Genomic DNA, 18,156 nt, shown 5'->3' with positions numbered 1-18,156 from the left:
CGCTGGGGAAGGCACGGCCCGGCCGTCAGGAGGCTACGGCTCCGTCCAGGGCGTGTGGCTGATGGGGCCCTTGATGACCGTGAACGACCGGGAGGTGTAGGCGCCCAGGTTCACCCAGCCGAACCCGTCAATGACTCGCGAGGGCACGTTCAGGGCGAGGGTCACGTTCGCCACGTCGCAGTTGCCCAGGATGTGGCCCACGCGGATGGCCTTGTTGGCGGACGTCCGCGTCTTGCTGACGAGCGTCGGCGCCGGGGTGACGGTGCCGTCCTGCGCGAGCAGCGGGATGTTCCCGCCCCCGCCGGACACGCGCAGGCTGTAGGAGCCCGAGCCCTGGGGCTGCCACGCCACGAAGTCCAGCTCCACCAGGTCATCCTTGGTCACGTACGCCAGGCAGCCGCACTCCAGGACGGGGTAGACGCCGGCCGCGGGAGGCGTGGTGCTGGAGCCCACGCGCGGCAGCTCCAGGCGGACGCCGCAGCGCGTGTTGTCCACGAACAGCAGCCGCGAGAAGCCGCCATTCGGAATGGGCTGCTTGTTGGCGTCGTAGAAGTCCACCAGCAGCACGTTGTGGCCGTTGTCCGCGGTGGACGTCTTCACCAGCGCCGCCAGGTAGGCGTTGTACCAGAGCTCCGCCGGGTCTCGGATGGGGAAGAGCCCGGCGGTGGACGCGGTGGGCTGGCTGTTGAATCGCGGCGGCGCGGCGGCCGCGTCCCACTTGAAGTCGTAGAACGTGTCCACGATGGAGCGCGTGAGCCCCGAGGCCAGGTTCTTGAGCTTCAGGCTGTAGAAGCGGACCCCGCTGTTCCAGGCCAGCGGGTGGTTGATCATCAGGCTCAGGTCGCCCGCGAACGGCAGGTTGGGGTACCCGCTGAAGTAGTAGCCGGGCGCGGAGCTGGTGTTGGCCTTGCCGTCGTCCTGCCCTGGCGAGGAGGGGTTCTGTTCGGAGTTGTTGATGTAGCCGAACGGAATCAGGCCAATGCCCAGCAACAGCACGTTGGACACGGTGATGGAACGGGTGAACCGGCCCAGCTCCGTCGTGCAGGCCACGTACAGCGTGCTGTCGGAGAAGACCTCGATGCTGGAAGGCCCGGGGGCCGCGGTCGGCGTGGTGCCTTCCGTGGTGATGCCCCCGGCGAGCAGGTCGATGCGCGCCACCTCCCGCGTGTCGGTCAGCGGGACGTAGAAGGCGCTGCGCTCCGGGTTGGCCCAGGCGAGGAAGCCCAGCTGGGTGGTGGTGAGCTGGTAGGCCGGCTGGGACACCGGGATGGACGTGGGGCCTCCGACGTAGTCGGAGATGTCCACGGCGAAGACCTTGCCGGTGGACTCCGCGATGTAGGCCATCAGCGAGGGGCCGCTGCTGGACAGCAACAGGCCCTTGCCGTTGGAGAAGCCCGTCACCACGGGCCACGTCTCCTGCGTGGTGAGGGAGATGCGCCAGAGCGTGGTGGCATCCACCACGTAGACGAACTCTCCATCCAGCACCAGCTGCTGCGGCTCATCCAGGATCTGGTAGGTGATGGGCTGCGGCTGGATGCTGAACTCGGGGTAGGGGCTGAGCGCGTTGCTCGTCCGGGGCGAGGAGAGGACGCTGTGTTGTCCGCTGCTCGCGTCATAGGCGGTGACGTACAGGGCCGTCTCATATTCGGAGACGACCAGGTCTCTCACGTCGGTGAGCCCCGCCCCGACACGGTAGGGATTGGGGCTGAGGGTATAGGTCACCCAGTCCATCCACGTCTGGGTGCCCAGCTTGTAGATGCGCAGCTTGGCGTAGTGGTACTCGGAGGCGTAGTTGATGCGGACGGCGTAGAAGCGGCCGGTGGTGGACGAGCCGTTCTCCGGCAGGGAGTTGTTGTTGGAGACGGACGCCCAGTTGGCGGCCTCCAGGCTCGCGGGGGTGATTTCCGCCAGCGAGTTGACGCCGCTCAACGGCAGGATGCGGGCGAAGTTCTTGGCCAGCAGGTTGGCGCCAGCGGTGTCCCACTGGATGTCCGTGGTGGCGAAGACGTTGAGGTTCAGCTGCTGGCCCTTGGCCACCACCTGGCTCCGGGACGCGAGCTGGGTGGCGGGGTTGACGGGCATCCACCACACTTCGCCCGTGCCGACATCCGTGTAGTAGAGGTGGTCCGCTCCGGGGGTGTAGTGGGTGGCGGTGACATTGCTGAGGGAGGGGATTCGCGTCTGGTATTGCATCATCGCGGCATGTCTCCATCACTGCGTTGGCGGGGTGCCCACCAACGCGAATACCCTGACATGACCGTCTGACATTCCTGACGCACCCGGAGTCTGTATGGATATGCTGGGTCCATGCGAAAACTTCTCAAGGCATCCTGGTGGGTCGTTGCACTGAGCGTGGCGTTGGCCTTCGTGGGCGGACCCGCGATGGGAGCCCCCGCGACGCCGCCCTTCACGCACCTGTCATCGGGGACGAGGCATTCGCTGGCGGTCGACCGGGATGGCTCGCTGTGGGCCTGGGGGCTCAACGACGTGGGCCAGTTGGGTCTGGGCACGGCCACCAGTGACGCCTTTCCGCCCACCCGGGTGCCTGGAATGTCTGACGTCATCGCCGTGGCCGCGGGACGGAGTCATTCACTGGTGTTGCGCGCCAATGGAACGGTCTGGGCCTGGGGGGGCAATTCCTATGGCCAGCTGGGTGACGGCACCCGGTTCCGGCGCCTCTCGCCCGTCCAGGTGCCAGGCCTCATGAGCGTCGTGGCCATCGCGGCGAGCTCCAGCCATTCGCTGGCGCTGTTGGACAACGGAGCCATCTGGAGCTGGGGGAACAACACCTCCGGGCAACTGGGGGATGGAACCCGGACCTCGCGGCTCTCTCCCGTGAAGGTGTATGGGCTCACGAAGATGAAGGCGCTGGCCGCGGGCAACCAGCACTCCCTGGGGAGGCATCTGGATGGCACGGTCTGGGCCTGGGGTGCCAACGGCTTGGGGCAGCTCGGAGACGGCTCCGCGACCTCGCACGAGCTGCCGGTCCAGGTCGCGGACCTGACGAACGCGACGACGCTGGCCGCGGGCCAGGACCATTCCCTGGCGCTGCGCACCGATGGGACGGTCTGGGCCTGGGGATGGAATGCCTACGGGCAGGTGGGGGATGGAACCCAGACCTCGCGGCTGTCGCCGGTCCAGGTTGCGGGCCTGACGAACGTGACGGCGCTGGCCGCCGGCTCCCTTCACTCCCTGGCGCTGCGCTCCGATGGCACGGCCTGGGCGTGGGGCGACAACGCTGAAGGGCAATTGGGGGACGGCACCCTGTCGCTGCGGCCCGCGCCCGTCCAGGTGTCAGGGCTGGCGAACGGCATGGCGCTCTCAGCGGGCCTCCGCTATTCACTGGCATTGAGAACCGATGGCTCGCTGTGGGCCTGGGGAGGGAGCGGCAGCGGCGAGCTGGGCCTGGGGGTGACCCTCTGGCGGCTCTCCCCGGTGCCCGTGGCGGGGCTCACGGACGTCGTCTCCCTGGCCGGGGGATACATGTCTTCGGTGGCGCTGCGCTCGGATGGAACCGTCTGGGTTTGGGGCTTCGATGGACTGGGGCCCGTGAGCAGCCCCGAGGCCTTCAGCGCTGTCCCGACGCGAGTGACAGGCCTCCAGGACATCATGTCCCTGGGGACAGGTGCCGCTCACACGCTGGCGCTGGGCGCTGACGGCACGGTCTGGGCCTGGGGCCGCAACGGCCTCGGGCAACTGGGAGATGGCACCACGACGAACCGCCCTGGCCCCGTTCAGGTGCTGGGGCTTTCGGACGTGGCAGCCCTGGATGGAGGCGGCAACTTCTCGGTGGCGCTGCGGTCCGATGGCACGGTCTGGGCCTGGGGCGATAACTGGTGCGGACAGCTGGGGGACGGCACCACGGTCGCCCGTTCCTCACCCGTCCAGGTCCTGGGTTTGACGGACGTCGTTGCCGTGGCGGCGGCGGGCTATCACGCGCTGGCGCTCCGGTCGGATGGGACCGTCTGGGGTTGGGGATACAATTATTCAGGCCAACTGGGGGATGACAGCCGTTCCCTCCGCCCCATTCCCGCGCGGATTGAAGGCCTGACGGATGTGATGGCGGTGAGCGCCGATGGTCTTCATTCCCTGGCGCTGCGTCTGGATGGCACGGTCCAGGCGTGGGGGGACATCCATGGCGATTATCTGTCGGGAGGCCCCCGGGTCATCCAGTACTTTCCCACCCCGGTGCCCGGCCTGACGAACGGGGTGACGCTGGCGGCGGGAGGGCACCATGCCCTGGTGCTTCGCTCGGACGGAACCGTCTGGAGCTGGGGTCTCAACAACAACGGGCAGCTGGGCGATGGCACCTGGTTCGAGCGACCTGCTCCCGTCCGGTCGACCGGGCTCCTGGGGACGGCCCAGCTTGCCGCGGGGGAGTATCACTCCCTGGCGCTGCGCACGGACGGGACCGTGAGTGGCTGGGGTTCGAACTACATGGGCGAGGTGGGGGACGGGACGGCGCAAATCATCGCCCGTCCCGTCCGGGTTCCTTGAGGATGTTTCAGCGCACCCAGTTCACGTTGCTGTAGGCCTTCGCGCCGTCCGCGCGCTCCGTGTTCGTCAGGGGCGCGTAGACGCGTGTGCTGATGGTGTTGGCGGCGGTGTCCACCTCCACGAGCCGTGTCGGGTTCGTGGTGCCGTCGTGGAACGTGTTGAGCATCTGGTAGACGGTGTTGCCGTTCACGCCGGTGTCGGTGCGGTAGGCGGCGTTGCCCACGTGGCCGGAGAAGACGAAGCGCACGTTGGCGTACTGCTTGATGAGGTTGTCGAACACATACTGGGGGCTGTTGTTGCCGTAGCCCCCGTTTGACTGCTCGATGCCGCCGCTGCCGTTCAGGTGCGAGTGGGTGATGATGATGACGTTGTGCTGGGGGAACTGGGCCAGCACGGTCTTCGCCCAGTTCACGGCGTTCGTGCGGGCCCAGAGCTCCAGGTTCAACACCAGCCAGTTCAGGCCGCCCGCGTTGAACGTGTGGTAGGCGTTGTCGCACTTGCCGGACTCGAACACGCCGCCCAGGGCCTTGAAGCGGGACAGCGGGAAGTAGGTGTTGAAGGTGGCGGTGTTGCGCAGGTTGGCGTTGACGTTGCCGGGGCACGCGCTGCCGCCCTGGCACACGGCCGCCGTGTCGTGGTTGCCCAGGGCGATGGCGTAGGGAATCTGGGCGGTGTCGAGCACCTGGTAGGAATCACTGGCGCGCTGGTAGTGGAGGTGGTCGGGCGTGTCCCAGTCCATCAGGTCGCCGGTGTGCAGCACGAAGCGGATGTCCTGGGCCGTCTTGTTGTCGGCGATCCATTGCATGCGCTGGGTGAGCCGGGTGGGAGCGTAGACGGTCTCCTGTTGCGTGTCGGGGATGACGACGAAGGTGAACTTCGTGTCCACCGTGGTGGGCGCGGCGTAGAACTGGATGCCCTCATTGGTCCAGCCCGCGGCGGTGAGCGCGTCGCGCTCCGCCTGGGTGACGGCGTGGCGGTGTTTCTTCAGGCCCGGGTTGTCGAAGCGGTAGACGGGCACGAGGCACGCGTCCGCCGTCTTGGACGCATAGAAACCCACGCCCTCGTCGGTGGTGAAGCCGGAGGCGATGAGGTTCGAGCGCTCGGTGGCGTCGATGGTGACGATGTGTTCACCCCGGCTGGGGCTGTAGAGCCGGTAGACGGGAGACAGGCCGGTGCCGGAGGACTTCGCGGCCTTGAAGGGCGTGCCCCGGTCGTCTGTGTAGCCGTAGGTGGTGGCCGCGTTGGCGGCCTCGTTCGCATTGAGGGTGAGGAGGCTGTCGCCCGTGGCCGGACGCACCCGGTGATACACGGGGCCGCTGAACGCGGCGCAATCCAGCGCGGCCGTGATGCTACCCAGGTGCTGGGGTTCAGGCGCCTCGCCAGGGCCGCAGGCGGACAGCACGCCGGTCAGGGCCAGGGCCGCGAGGAGGGAAGAAGGCTTCAAGATGTGCTCCCAGTGAAGTCAAGATGTTCAAGTTAAAATTGAATTGCTGGGATGCGCATAGCATTGGTGGAAGGGCCGGAGAAGGCACCTGTCGAGGAGTGTCGCGAGTGCCACACGGGCAGGGAGCCAGAGGTCGGCATCGCGACCTCCCATGCGCGTCTGGAACAGATCAAGGTCGATCAGTTTTCATGGTGGAGCACATCCCCAACCGGGGCACGCTCATCACCCTCACGCCGCCCTGGCCGCGGACGTCCAGGCGCGCCTCCAGGACGCGGGGCTGCTCAGGCCCCTGCGCCCCTGGCGCACCTGAGCCCTCAGTCCGGGTAGAACATCGGGTCGCGCGTCGCCACGAACGACGAGATGGCGTGCGCCACCTCCGACGGCAGCGTGGTGAACTGCACGCCCACTCCCGGCATCAGGTCCGGGGTGCGGTCGTTGCCGTCGCGCGCCCAGCGCACCACGCCGTTCACCGTCAGCGGCCGGCCTCCCGGCAGCGTGAAGTCCAGCTCCACCGGCGTTCCGCGCGGCACCGCCTCCACCGTGGCGATGAAGATGCCGCCCTCGCTGATGTCCATCGAGAAGCCGGTGAAGAAGTTGGAATCACTGCGCGTGTCGATGGTCGTGTGCATCCGCACCCGGCCCGCCTTGCGCGCGTCGCTCTTCGCCGGAGTGACGGCCACGGGCGCGCGCGCCGGGAGCCGCTCCGCGCGCGTCGGCGACTCCGTGGACGGCTTCTCCTGGGACGGCCGGAGGGCCGGGGGCGGGACGACCTTTTGGGTCTCCGCCTCCGCGGCGCGGCGGGCCTTCTGCTCGGCCTCCGCGCGGGCCCGGGCGGCGTCCTCCACGCGCTTCAGGTCGGACTCGGCGGACGACAGCGCCTTGTCCACCCGGGCGGCGTCCTCCTGCTGCACGCGCAGTGCGGACTGGAGGTCCAGCCCGGCCTGTCGACGCGTGTCCAGCGCGGCCTCCCGCGCGTCCAGGGCCTTCTCACGCAGCCGCGAGAGCTCCGGGGCCGGCTCGGGGGACTCGGTGTCCTCCAGGCGCATGGCCCACTGGGACAGGCGCGAGTCCCCGGCATGCTCTGGCAGGGCCAGGGACTGGCGCATGCGAGCGAGCCGGTCGGTCAACGCGGCGGCATCCGCGGTGGCGCGGGCTACCTGTTCGGCGAGCTGCGCTTCCAGCCGGGCCATGTCGGCTTCGGCGCGCGCCAGATCAGCTTCCCGGGAAGGGGTGGGGGACGGGGGCATGGGTGGGGCTCCAGGCGGAGGCCCAGTCTACCGCTGCCCGGCCTCCCCCACGAGTCCCCCTTCTCGGGATATCCCGTCAGTCCGCGCCCTTGATGCAGGCCACCGGCTTGAGGCGGTGGGCCACCCGGGCGAGTCCTGCCTGCTCCACCGTCTCCAGCACGTCGTCCAGGTTCTTGTAGCAGGGCCCGGACTCGTCCAGCGGCGTGGTGCGGGTGTTGAGCAGGATGCCGGCCTCCGCCATGCGCCGGTCCGTCTCCTCCTGCTGGAGCTGCCGGCGCGCGGCGGAGCGTGACAGCCGCCGGCCGGAGCCGTGGTTCACCGAGTAGATGGACTTCTCCGCCCCCGGCTCCGCGAAGAGGATGGCGCTGCCAGTCTCCATGGACCCGGGGATGAGGATGGGGTGCCCGGTGGCCTCCCACGTCGTGCCCTTGAGGGCCGGATGTCCCGCGGGGAAGGCCCGCGTGGCGCCCTTGCGTGCGACGAACTTGCCGCCCTCGCGCTGGATGAGGTTGTGGCTGATCTCGTAATAGATGTTCGCGGTGCCGCCGAACACGTCCTCGAGCGCCCCGCACACGGCCTCGCCGATGAGCAACCGGTTGGCCACGGCGAAGTTGGCCGCCATGTTGTGCAGGTTCCAGTAGCTGCGGCCCAGGGCGCTGTCCGCGTCCAGCCAGACGAAGTCCTCGCTGCGGCTCTTGAGGCCCAGCTGCGCGGCGCCCGCCACGAAGAAGTGCTTGGCGATGTTCCAGCCGAAGCCCCGGCTGCCGGTGTGGAGCATCACCCAGACGCGGCCTGTCTCATCCACCTGCATCTCGGTGAAGTGGTTGCCGCCGCCCAGGCTGCCCAGCTGCCCGCGCTTGTCATAGGCGCGCTCGGGGATGGACACGCCGGTGTCCTCCACGGGGATGAAGTCGCGCTCGGTGACGGAGCGGCTGCGGCCCAGGGCCTTGGCGCCGTGGCGCAGGACTTCCTTGAGGGTGGGTTCGCTGAGCTTGCGCTGCTTGCGTGCCCGGGTGGCGCCCACGCCCACGGCGATGCGGTCGGTCACCTCGTCGATCCACTGGCGGCGCTTCGCGGGGTCGGCGACGTCCTCCACGGTGAGGGAGGTCTGCAGCTGCACCATGCCGCAGCCGATGTCGTAGCCGGCGGCGGTGGGCAGCAGGACGCCGTCCGTCTCCACGATGGTGCCGATGGGGACGCCGTAGCCCACGTGACAGTCGGGCGTGACGGCGACGCGGGTGACGCCGGGGAAGGTGGCGGCGTTGACGACCTGATCGAAGACGGCGTCTTCCAGCGGGGGGGCTTCCGGGTTGCCTTCCTCCCCCCAGAGGAGCTTGTCGGAGAGGAACAGGTCCGCGTGCACACGCATCGTCTTGGTGCGCGGCAGGACGTAGTGGCCCTCGGAGACCTTTTCCAGGTGTTGCTTCCAGCTCATGGTGAATCCCCCAGGTGGGTGAACCCGCGGCAGGGACGAAGCCCTCCATCATCCCTGACGGTGCCGGTTTCCGGACACACGATTGGCTGCCTGCCTGGCGTTCGCCGAGGGGAAATCCCCTGGGGTGGACGGAGGGAACGGCCGGGAGTGCACGGAGCGGCATTCAGACAAGCCCGGGGGTTGCGGCGGAGGATCGGCATTCCCATTTCTGCAGCGTGCATCAAGGGGGTGGGCGATGGGGTTTTTGACGGGGATGGTGCTGGCGGTGTCGTTGCAGGCGGGGCCGGTGGAGATGACCGCGGCTCCGGTGTTCAATCCGTCGCTGTGCGCCAAGAAGCGCGTGGATCCATGCGGGTGCCATCACGTGTACGGCATCCGGCACTGCCACCAGAACCGGAAGAGCAACCACTGCGAGGCGCAGGTCCGCGCCTACGAGCCGGACGTGGGGCAGGAGACCGCGGAAGCGACGAACCCGCTCCAGAGCCTCATCGACCCGGCGAAGTCCGTGTCCATGTAGGACGGTTCCTGAACGGGGTGGAGCATCCGGGCGTCCTTCCCTGAAGAGGGGAGGGCGCCACGGTGCGTTGTGGAGAAGGCTATCCGGGGTCCAGGGACCAGGTGCCTTCGTTCCAGTGTTTGAGGGCCATGATGGCATCGATGGCGCCGATGCCTCCCTCCTTCGAAGCCACTTCCAGGACGGCCTTGGCCTCCGCTGTCCGGTAGCGGAGTAGGACGGCCGCCGCCCCGGCACGCACGTCCGTGCGCTCATGCTTGAACAGCACCAGGAGCGCATTCCGCCCGGCATCGCCATGGGCCAGGAGTTGCTCGATCGCGGCGCCGTACTTCCTGGCGTGCTTGTTTCCGGTCCTGGGATCGCCTCGATGGATGGCATCGGTCTGGGCGGCGACGTGCTTCGCGAATTGTTCGACCAGCTTTTCCAGCGTCATCTCCAGACTCCCTTCCGCACGTTCTCGATTGCGAGCAGGCCGAACTCGCGCTGGGCTTCGTAGGGCTGCGTGCTCAACCACTGCCGCACGGTCCGTGTATACGACTGCGTGATGAAGTAGCGAACCGAGGAATAGAAGCCACTGACATCCGTGTGCAGGCGCTTGTCCAGCGGGATGACGTTCTCGGTGTTGTGAAGGGCCTGGGGCCCGAACCGTTGCACGTTGCCCGGGGTCTGCTCGACGATGTGGTGCCACTCCTTGCCAGGACCCGCCGGGCCCTGGGCCTTCTTGAATCCACTGAATGAGCCCCAGCCCCTGGGCGTACCCGCCGGGGGCGTAGGTCCGCCACCATTGGCGGCCATGGCCACCGCGCCGGGCGCGAGCGCGACCGTCACGGTCCCGGCGCTCACCGCCACCGTCTCCACGGATCCGACCGCCGCGAACCGCAGGCCCATTTGGGACTCGGCCTGCACCGTCGCCAGGGCGGCTCCGGGCAGTTGGGGCACCTTCGCGGCCAACCCGGGCGCCGTGGAGCCGATCGCCGCCGTGGCCAGCAGGACGAATGCGCGTGCCGCGTTGCGGCCCATGACCTTTCCGTAGCGCTCGCCCGCCTCTCGCAGTGCGCTGAACGTGGTGGCCCGGTCCGCGGCTTCCACCAGCTGTTTGAAGCCCACGATGAGGCTCCAGAAGGTGTCGACGCCCACGTAGGCGATGAGTGTTGCGGTCATCACCGCCGCGAGCCCCTTGGAGAAGGGTTCGGGCACCGCGAGCAGGACCATGTACGTGGTCCAGGTCCAAAGGACCGTCGTCAGCATGGCCTGGGGATCGGCCATGTCCTTGAAGGCATCCAGCAGTTCCTCCAGCACGGCCCCCTGCGCGAGTGCCATGGCCAGGGCATAGCGTCCGTCTCCGTTGACGGTAGGGCCTTCCTGCAACAAGCGCAGGCAGTCGCCAGGTCGGCCCGTGCGCTCGCACCAGCGCAGGTAGGCACGCGTCAGCTCCACGTCCGCGCTGGAAGCATCGCCTTCCAGATGCTCACCCGGCCCCAGCGGTGTGATGCGGCGGCTGCGTGGGTCATAAAGATACGAACCGCTGCGCGGCTCCACCTGCCACAGTCGCCGTGCCTCTTCCTGGGGCCGCGCGGATGGACGTACGGCCCGGGCCAGCACCGCGATGGCTTCTTCGAAGTCCTCCGTGTCCACTTCCACCGGCGTGCCGCCTGAGGGAGGTGTGACCACGATGGGTGCACCCCTGCCTGTTTCCAGACGCACTGACCGCGTGACGCCGCCGCAGCCAGTCAGCAGCACAATCACGAGCGGAATCAACCACCAGCGCCACATACGGAAACCCTCCCCGGAGCCGGGGACGCTCCGTGGGAGTCATTTGAGCATGCAAGGGCAGACGAATGCAGAAGTCGCCGATCCATCCGCCAACCAGGCCCTACCTCAATGCGCGGCGGCAGGCTCCCCGGGAAGCACCTCGGAACGGCTCACTTCAAGGTCGCTCTCCGAGCGGATGATGACCCAGCGTGCCTGCGGCGACACGCGCAGGGCCACCACGTTCGGCGCCAGGCGGCGCATCTCCGGCTTGTAGGGCATCACCGCGGACGGAGGCGTCTTCGGTGGGGCCCCGGGCGCGCGGTTCTTCAGCGCGAGGACCTTCACCGTGGGGCGCTCCGGTGCCGGAACAGGATTCACCGTGGACGGCGGCACGGCTGGCAGTGCCTTCTTGGGCACGCTCCTGCTCACCATCACCGGCGTGATGCACGGAGGCGTATTCCCTCCCGGCTGCGCGGCCCCCTCCGCCGGTGGATCCCCGAAGGCGAACATCGACACGATGACCTTCGGCAGCGTCACGGCCTCCGGCGCACCCGCCGCCACCTGCGCCATGGAACGCGACATCGTCGTCGTCGCCGAATCCAGCGCGGGCGTCACGGTCGGCATGGCAGGACGCGGATGGGGCAGCACCGCCTGCCGTCCCGGTCCCTGCATCACGCTCGGTGTCCCATGGACCTTCACCGGCGTGACGGACGGCGCCACCGGGAGAGCCCCCGGTGCGTCCGGATCCTGCGCGTCGTTGCGCACGAAGGACGGCGACGCTGGTGGCGGCACGCTGCGCATCCTCGCGGGCGGTGGAGTCGGCGGCGGCAGCCGGTCGAAACGGTAGAGCTCCTCGTCCTCCAGTGCCGTCGGAGTCACCGCGCCCTGACCCATCCGCGCCAATTCCTGCTGCAACACCGCGTCGCGCGGAGCCAACTCCAGCGCGGCCTTCAGCGCGCCCCTCGCGCGGGACTCGCAACCCAACGACAACAGCACCCGGGCGGCTTTACGGTACGCGGCGATCGCTTGCTCCTTCTGCCCCGCGCGGCGGCAGGCCTCCGCCAGCCGGATGCGCACATTCGCGTCGCGCGGGAGCATCTTCGCGAGCTGCGCGTACGTTTCCACGCACTGCGCATACCTCCCCCGCTGGTACATCGCATGGGCTGCTTCCTTCAGCTCCCGCAGCTTCATCGAGTCGCGCTCGCTCATGGGGGTCTCCGCGTCGGTGTCGCTCTCGTGAGCTAGCAGGCGACGTGCCGCGCTCCCGTGACGTGCGCTCGCGTTCACTGCCGCGCCCCCACCACTCCCCCAGGCAGGAAGCCCTGTCCTCCACCCGGCGGACCCCAAGGCAATCCACCGTGTCCCCGTGCACGCTGTCCGCTGAAGGACCCGGCATGAACCCTGTAGAAATGGGAACCGCGCTGTAACAACGTCAGTGCGCGCATCGCGGGGGGCTCTCGGGAGACGTCGGATGCCAGCGCATGGGACATTGGGGCAGCTCCGGACTCCGCCGGAGTCACCCGGAGGTTGCATCCATGGCTTCACGCTTCGTGGCCCTGACGTTGGGAACCCTGCTGCTCAGCGCCCTGCCCGCAGGGGCGAAGGAGCCCGCTGCTCGCGCCGGGGACTCGAAGGAGCTTCCTCCCGCGGACGAGACACTCACCCTGAAGAAGGGCGCGAAGCAGGTGCTGACGGTGCAGGGAATGAGCCGCGTGGCGCTGGGTGACCCGTCCGTCGCGGACGTGAAGACCACCGGGAAGGACGGCGTGGAGGTCTCCGCGCTGGCGAAGGGGACGACCACGCTCATCATCTGGGGCAGTGACGGCAAACGCCGCACGTACCGCATCGTGGTGGACGGCTAGCGTCCCCCGAAGCTCCGGAGCCTCACGGCTCCGACAGCAGGAACAGCGCGTGTGAGCTGGCGATGGGCCGCGTGCGGTCGTCCTGCCAGGCCTCCACGCGCACGTTGGCCACGCGCCGTCCCTGCCGCGTGATGAACGCTCGCGCGAAGGTGTCCTGCGCCTTGCCCGAGCGCAGGAAGTCCACCGTGGTGGAGATGACCTTGGGCACGCGCTCGGTGTCCGTCTTGAGCAGCAGCTCGAAGATGGCGCTCGACTCCAGCAGCGCCCCCAGCGTGCCGCCGTGCAGCGCGGGCAGCAGGCTGTTGCCAATGAGGTGCGGCGCGTAGCGCATGCGGCAGAGCATCTCGCCGGCCAGGTTCTCCACGCCAATGCCCATGAAGCGCGTGTAGGGGATGGCGTCCGTGAGGCGGTGGTACTCGCGCGACTGGCGCACCTGGCGCACCAGGTCCGCGAGGGGGAGAGAAGGCGTGCCCATCATTCCTCCACCCGCATGAAGGTGCCCTGCGCAGAGGCCACCGGCGTCGCCGGGTCGCCCTGGTGCACCAGCGCGCGCACGAAGGCGACCAGGCGGGTGATCTTGTAGCACTCGGCCTGCGCGGTCAGCGGCAGGCCCGGGCGCGCGGGGCGCAGGTAGTCGATTCGCAGGTCCAGCGTGACGATGGCCGCGAACGCGTCCAGCGCCGCCATCACTGCCGTGCCGCTCGCCGCGTCGATGAGCGTGGTCACCGCGCCGCCCGCCACCACCCCCGTCTCCGGGTTGCCGACGAGCACGTCCGCGTACGGCATCACCACCGTCGCGTCCGTGGCCCCCACCGATTCCAGCCGCAGCCCGAGCGCGTGGTTGTGGGGAACCGCCTCGGTGAACAGCACGCCAAGCTTCTCGCGCCGCTCCGCCGGGTCCGTGGAAAGACTGAAGTCCGACATGGGCTGGATGCAGTAGCAGATTCGGACCGCGCCGGGGGAACGCACCGCGGCACGCCGCGCCCAGGAACACGCCTGCCTGTCCGCGAGTTCACGGGCGCCCTGACAGCCCACGCATCCTGGCAGGATGCCGCGCCCCGCGTCTTCCCCGAGGACACTTCCGGTGAACCGACCTCTCTCCGCCCTCTGCTTCGCACTGCTCGTCCCAGGTCTGCTCCTGGCGGCGCAGCCCCTGCCCCGGCCCGCGAGTGCACCCGAGCCCGCACCTCCAGGGCAGGGTGAAGCGCCTCCGCAGGAACCGCCCAAGCCGCCCGCGCCCAAGGACACCGCGCGCGAGGCCGCCCGGGCGAGCGAGGGCGACGGCGGCACCCTGGCCCCCGTCACCACGACGGAGCAGCCGGACGCGAAGAAGGAGGAGTGGAAGGTGGACGCGCCCCCGGGCGTGGCCAGCACGCAGGTGCCCATCGACGTGCGAGAGGGCACGTGGATGAACGTGGACGTGAGCCCGCGCGGAGACGAAATCCTCTTCGACCTCTTGGGTGACATCTACGCGCTGCCCATCGCGGGCGGCGAGGCTCGCGCGCTGACGTCCGGCGCCGCGTGGGACATGCAGCCGCGCTACAGCCCGGACGGGAAGTCCATCGCGTTCACCAGCGACCGGGGTGGCGGGGACAACATCTGGGTGATGGACCGCGACGGCAAGAACCCGCGCGCGGTGACGCAGGAGAAGTTCCGGCTGCTCAACAGCCCGGCGTGGAGTCCTGACGGCCAGTTCCTGGTGGCGCGCAAGCACTTCACCGGCCGGCGCTCGCTGGGCGCGGGCGAGGTGTGGATGTTCCACCGCGCGGGCGGCGAAGGCGTGAAGCTCACCGAGCGCGCCAACGACCAGAAGGACCTGGGCGAGCCCGCGTTCTCCCCGGACGGCCGCTACGTCTACTTCAGCCAGGACGTCACGCCGGGGAAGTCCTTCGAGTACGACAAGGATCCGAACAAGGAGCTCTACGCCATCCAGCGGCTGGACCTGGACGCGAAGGAGGTGGAGCCCTTCGTCACCGGCCCGGGTGGCTCCATCCGGCCCACGCCGTCGCCGGACGGCAAGCAGCTGGCGTTCGTGCGGCGGGTGCGCGGCAAGAGCGTGCTGTACGTGACGGACGTGAAGTCCGGGGCGGAGCGGCCGCTGCATGACGGGCTCGACCGCGACATGCAGGAGACGTGGGCCATCCACGGCGTGTCTCCGGTGATGGCATGGACGCCGGACAACAAGTCACTGGTGTTCTGGGCGGGCGGGGCGCTGCACCGCATCGACGTGGCGACGAAGAAGGTGTCGCCCATCCCCTTCCACGTGAAGGGGACGCGCACGGTGTTCGCGGCGGTGAAGGGCACGCGCGCCGTGGCGCCGGACCGCTTCGACGTGAAGATGCTGCGCTGGATGCAGGTGTCACCGGATGGCAAGAGGCTGGTGTACCAGGCGCTGGGCAAGCTGTACGTGAAGGAGCTGCCGTCGGGGGCGCCGCGGCGGCTGACGCGGCAGAACGAGCACCTGGAGTTCTATCCGTCGTTCTCCCGGGACGGGCGCTCCATCGTCTACACGACGTGGGACGACGACGCGCTGGGCGCGGTGCGCGTGGTGGCGGTGACGGGCGGCGAAGGCCGCGTGGTGACGACGCAGCCGGGCTTCTACGTGGAGCCCGCGATGAGCCCGGACGGCAAGTGGGTGGTGTACCGGACGACGGGCGACGGCTACCTGATGCCGGGTACGTGGAGCCGGGAGACGGGGCTGTTCGTGGTGCCGTCCACCGGTGGAGGCGTGGCGCGCAAGCTGACGCGCGACGGGGAGCAGCCGCACTTCGGCGCGAAGTCGGACCGCGTGTACTTCCTGCACGTGGAGTCCAAGGACGTGGAGGACGTGCGCACGCTGCGCAGCATCGGGCTGGACGGAGATGAGCCGCGCACGCACCTGACCAGCGGTGGCGCGCTGGAGATGCGCGTGTCGCCGGATGACAAGTGGGTGGCCTTCCGCGAGGACTTCAACGCCTACGTGACGCCCTTCGTGCGCGGCGCGAAGGAGGCGCGGGTGGGGCCGTCCAGCAAGGCGATGCCGGTGACGCAGGTGAGCCGTGACGCGGGCGAATACCTGCACTGGTCCGGCTCGGACGCGCGGCTGTCCCTGCACTGGGCGCTGGGGTCCAAGCTCTACACGCGGGCGCTGAAGGACGCGTTCACGTTCATGGACGGCGCGCCCAAGACGCTGCCGCCGCCGGAGGCGGACGGGGTGGACGTGGCGTTCTCCGCGAAGTCGGACGTACCGGAGGGGACGCTGGCGCTGGTGGGCGGGCGGATCGTCACCATGAAGGGCGAGCAGGTGGTGGAGGAGGGCGTGGTGGTGGTGAAGGGCAACCGCATCGTCGCGCTGGGCCCGGTGGGGAAGGTGAATGTCCCGGCGGCGGCGAAGGTGGTGGACGTGAAGGGCAAGACGCTGATGCCGGGCCTGGTGGACGTGCACTGGCACGGGTCCATGGGCGTGGACGGGCTGATGCCGGAGCAGAGCTGGGTGCAGGCCGCGTCGCTGGCGTTCGGCGTGACGACGCTGCACGACCCGTCCAACCACTCGGAGACCATCTTCGCCGCGAGCGAGCTGGGCAAGGCGGGGATGCTGACGTCGCCGCGCATCTTCTCCACGGGCACCATCCTGTACGGGGCGGCGAGCGCGGACGCGCACGTGGAAATCGACACGCTGGACGATGCGCGCCGACACCTGCGGCGGATGAAGGCGTTGGGGGCGTTCAGCGTGAAGAGCTACAACCAGCCCCGGCGCGACCAGCGGCAGAAGATCCTCCAGGCGGCGCGCGAGCTGGACATGTTGGTGGTGCCCGAGGGCGGCTCGCTGCTCCAGCACAACCTGACCATGGTGGTGGACGGGCACACGGGGCTGGAGCACTCGCTGCCGGTGTCGCGCATCTACGACGACGTGCGCCAGCTCTGGAAGGGCACGCAGGTGGACTACACGCCGACGCTGGGCGTGGCCTACGGCGGGCTCATGGGGGAGAACTACTGGTACCAGAAGACGAACGTCTGGGAGGACACGCGCCTCTTGTCGTTCGTGCCCCGGCGCGTGGTGGACGGGCGTTCACGGCGCCGCGTGATGATTCCGGACGAGGAGTTCAACCACCAGAACGTGGCCCGCGTGGCGAAGGAGCTGAACGACCTGGGCGTGAGCGTGCAGCTGGGCGCGCACGGTCAGCGTGAGGGCCTGGCGGCGCACTGGGAGCTGGCGATGTTCGTGCAGGGCGGCATGTCGCCAATGCAGGCCTTGCGCGTGGGCACGCTGAATGGAGCGCGCCACCTGGGCATGGACAAGGACCTGGGCTCGCTGGAGGTGGGGAAGCTGGCGGACCTGGTGGTGTTGGACAAGAACCCGCTGGAGGACATCTCCAACAGCCGCACGGTGCGCTACACGATGGTGAACGGCCGGCTGTACGACGCGAACACGCTGAACGAAGTGGGCACGCGGCAGCGCACGCGCGCGAAGTTCTACTTCGAGAAGGATGGCAACGAGGGCTGGAGCCCCCGCGCCACCACACACGCCACGGAGCAGGTCTGCGATTAGGGTTCGTGCTGTTGTTTTGTGGAGCTGTCGCGGGCTGCGCAGGTGGCCCGCGACAGTTCCGGCAGTCCCTGGGCCCGGGGCCCGGGCCGGGCTGCGTCAGCACGGTGGATTGCCAATGCAAGAGCGGCTCGGCGGCGGCGTGCGAGCAGGTAGAGATGGTGAAGCCGCCCCGGCCCCGGAATCCGAACCCGTTGCCTCCACCTGGGGCGGACAAGGAACTGGAGAAGACGGAGAAGGAACGGGTCAGGGAGACCTGCACCCAGGACTACATTCGCTGTGTCGATGCGGGCGGAGAGCGCAAGCCAGGACGGGTGGAGGGAGAGAGCCGTTGTGACTCGTGTCGGTCCTATTGCATGGCCAACGGGTTCTGGCCTGACGCCGTTTACAGCTGGAACGGGAAGGCATTGGAATGCCCGCGAAAATGAAGAAGGCGTTCCAGGATCCGCCCTTTAGGGATCCGGCCTGGAGTGCCTTCATCGATGATGTGTCGGACGTGAGTGCCCTCGCGCTCAGGGACTGGCCTCGGTTCCGTGCGGGCCTCAAGCAGGTGGAGCGGCGACATGCGGGACGGGTTCCGTCAGCTTCGCTTCTCCGCTTTATCGCCAAGACCGCCTTCTTCTGCGGCGCGCATTGGGGGCAGACCCCACGGATCGTGAGAGGCGCCCTGCGTGCGTACTTGAAGCATCCGGTGGACACCCGGATGTATTCCTATACGGCCGCGGAGTACTGGCAGTGGGCATTCAAGGTCTCCCCCGCGGACCTGCCCGCCGCGGAGGCAATGCTCGCGGAGGTCCGCGAGTACCTTCCATCCCTGGACGACCACGAACGCCGCAACACGGAAGGCCTGCTGGCCTTCCTGGAGCGCAAGCGCGGCTGA

Annotated in this window: 14 protein-coding genes; 5 read left to right on the top strand and 9 right to left on the bottom strand. The window is 68.8% G+C overall.

Annotated elements, in window-relative coordinates; translation table 11 throughout:
* Window positions 1–33 precede the first annotated feature (33 nt).
* Window positions 34–2,196 (bottom strand): hypothetical protein, encoded by a 2,163-nt coding sequence (locus tag D7Y04_RS41125; protein WP_121762887.1) that lies wholly within the window; start codon window positions 2,194–2,196, stop codon window positions 34–36.
* Between the two features lie 111 nt (window positions 2,197–2,307).
* Between D7Y04_RS41125 and D7Y04_RS41120 the strand changes: the two genes are divergently transcribed.
* Window positions 2,308–4,497: an RCC1 repeat-containing protein gene (locus tag D7Y04_RS41120; protein ID WP_199749815.1), complete on the top strand. Its 2,190-nt coding sequence runs from the start codon at window positions 2,308–2,310 to the stop codon at window positions 4,495–4,497.
* Window positions 4,498–4,504: 7 nt separating this feature from the next.
* Here D7Y04_RS41120 and D7Y04_RS41115 read toward each other — a convergent pair whose 3' ends face one another.
* The 3 genes from D7Y04_RS41115 to D7Y04_RS41105 form a co-directional block, all read right to left on the bottom strand.
* A complete protein-coding gene (locus D7Y04_RS41115; protein WP_121762886.1) occupies window positions 4,505–5,941 on the bottom strand; it encodes a metallophosphoesterase in 1,437 nt (478 codons plus the stop codon).
* A 314-nt stretch (window positions 5,942–6,255) separates the two neighbouring features.
* Entirely contained in the window at window positions 6,256–7,188 is a 933-nt protein-coding gene (locus D7Y04_RS46665) for a TIGR02266 family protein (protein ID WP_121762885.1), read from the bottom strand.
* 76 nt (window positions 7,189–7,264) lie between these two features.
* Window positions 7,265–8,623, bottom strand: a complete 1,359-nt coding sequence (locus tag D7Y04_RS41105) for an RtcB family protein (RefSeq protein WP_121762884.1) — start codon at window positions 8,621–8,623, stop codon at window positions 7,265–7,267.
* A 235-nt stretch (window positions 8,624–8,858) separates the two neighbouring features.
* Here D7Y04_RS41105 and D7Y04_RS41100 point away from each other — a divergent pair, with 235 nt between their 5' ends.
* Window positions 8,859–9,140, top strand: coding sequence for a hypothetical protein (locus tag D7Y04_RS41100; RefSeq protein WP_120575828.1), 282 nt, complete (start codon window positions 8,859–8,861; stop codon window positions 9,138–9,140).
* A 79-nt stretch (window positions 9,141–9,219) separates the two neighbouring features.
* Here D7Y04_RS41100 and D7Y04_RS41095 read toward each other — a convergent pair whose 3' ends face one another.
* The 3 genes from D7Y04_RS41095 to D7Y04_RS41085 form a co-directional block, all read right to left on the bottom strand.
* Entirely contained in the window at window positions 9,220–9,570 is a 351-nt protein-coding gene (locus D7Y04_RS41095) for a DUF2019 domain-containing protein (protein ID WP_120598412.1), read from the bottom strand.
* The gene (locus tag D7Y04_RS41090; RefSeq protein WP_370457325.1) at window positions 9,567–10,808 is read right to left on the bottom strand and encodes a hypothetical protein; all 1,242 of its coding nucleotides are present in this window, start codon (window positions 10,806–10,808) and stop codon (window positions 9,567–9,569) included. The genes D7Y04_RS41095 and D7Y04_RS41090 overlap by 4 nt, the downstream gene beginning before the upstream one ends.
* A gap of 207 nt (window positions 10,809–11,015) precedes the next feature.
* Complete coding sequence (locus D7Y04_RS41085) at window positions 11,016–12,422, bottom strand: tetratricopeptide repeat protein (RefSeq protein ID WP_255428771.1); 1,407 nt, start codon at window positions 12,420–12,422, stop codon at window positions 11,016–11,018.
* A gap of 2 nt (window positions 12,423–12,424) precedes the next feature.
* Between D7Y04_RS41085 and D7Y04_RS41080 the strand changes: the two genes are divergently transcribed.
* Window positions 12,425–12,751 (top strand): pilus assembly protein N-terminal domain-containing protein, encoded by a 327-nt coding sequence (locus D7Y04_RS41080; protein ID WP_158620770.1) that lies wholly within the window; start codon window positions 12,425–12,427, stop codon window positions 12,749–12,751.
* A 22-nt stretch (window positions 12,752–12,773) separates the two neighbouring features.
* Here the strand turns inward: D7Y04_RS41080 and D7Y04_RS41075 are convergent, their stop codons facing one another.
* Together D7Y04_RS41075 and D7Y04_RS41070 are read right to left on the bottom strand one after the other, a co-directional pair.
* The gene (locus tag D7Y04_RS41075; protein WP_120598409.1) at window positions 12,774–13,229 is read right to left on the bottom strand and encodes a PaaI family thioesterase; all 456 of its coding nucleotides are present in this window, start codon (window positions 13,227–13,229) and stop codon (window positions 12,774–12,776) included.
* Window positions 13,226–13,720 (bottom strand): PaaI family thioesterase, encoded by a 495-nt coding sequence (locus D7Y04_RS41070; protein WP_233601818.1) that lies wholly within the window; start codon window positions 13,718–13,720, stop codon window positions 13,226–13,228. The genes D7Y04_RS41075 and D7Y04_RS41070 overlap by 4 nt, the downstream gene beginning before the upstream one ends.
* A gap of 115 nt (window positions 13,721–13,835) precedes the next feature.
* On the opposite strand from D7Y04_RS41070, the gene D7Y04_RS41065 reads away from it, so the two are divergent.
* Window positions 13,836–17,279, top strand: coding sequence for an amidohydrolase family protein (locus D7Y04_RS41065; protein ID WP_121762882.1), 3,444 nt, complete (start codon window positions 13,836–13,838; stop codon window positions 17,277–17,279).
* 700 nt (window positions 17,280–17,979) lie between these two features.
* Window positions 17,980–18,156: a hypothetical protein gene (locus tag D7Y04_RS44735; RefSeq protein WP_158627681.1), complete on the top strand. Its 177-nt coding sequence runs from the start codon at window positions 17,980–17,982 to the stop codon at window positions 18,154–18,156.

Origin of the sequence: Corallococcus sp. AB038B (assembly GCF_003668955.1) — a bacterium.
GTDB lineage: Bacteria > Myxococcota > Myxococcia > Myxococcales > Myxococcaceae > Corallococcus > Corallococcus exiguus.
This window is presented reverse-complemented; position numbering and strand designations above follow the sequence as displayed.

Excerpts from the sequence above, each read along its gene's own strand:
- D7Y04_RS41125 (WP_121762887.1), bottom strand. The coding sequence starts at position 2,196 with ATGATGCAATACCAGACGCGAATCCCCTCCCTCAGCAATGTCACCGCC.
- D7Y04_RS41120 (WP_199749815.1), top strand. The coding sequence starts at position 2,308 with ATGCGAAAACTTCTCAAGGCATCCTGGTGGGTCGTTGCACTGAGCGTG.
- D7Y04_RS46665 (WP_121762885.1), bottom strand. The coding sequence starts at position 7,188 with ATGCCCCCGTCCCCCACCCCTTCCCGGGAAGCTGATCTGGCGCGCGCC.
- D7Y04_RS41105 (WP_121762884.1), bottom strand. The coding sequence starts at position 8,623 with ATGAGCTGGAAGCAACACCTGGAAAAGGTCTCCGAGGGCCACTACGTC.
- D7Y04_RS41100 (WP_120575828.1), top strand. The coding sequence starts at position 8,859 with ATGGGGTTTTTGACGGGGATGGTGCTGGCGGTGTCGTTGCAGGCGGGG.
- D7Y04_RS41095 (WP_120598412.1), bottom strand. The coding sequence starts at position 9,570 with ATGACGCTGGAAAAGCTGGTCGAACAATTCGCGAAGCACGTCGCCGCC.
- D7Y04_RS41085 (WP_255428771.1), bottom strand. The coding sequence starts at position 12,422 with ATGCAACCTCCGGGTGACTCCGGCGGAGTCCGGAGCTGCCCCAATGTC.
- D7Y04_RS41080 (WP_158620770.1), top strand. The coding sequence starts at position 12,425 with ATGGCTTCACGCTTCGTGGCCCTGACGTTGGGAACCCTGCTGCTCAGC.
- D7Y04_RS41075 (WP_120598409.1), bottom strand. The coding sequence starts at position 13,229 with ATGATGGGCACGCCTTCTCTCCCCCTCGCGGACCTGGTGCGCCAGGTG.
- D7Y04_RS44735 (WP_158627681.1), top strand. The coding sequence starts at position 17,980 with ATGTATTCCTATACGGCCGCGGAGTACTGGCAGTGGGCATTCAAGGTC.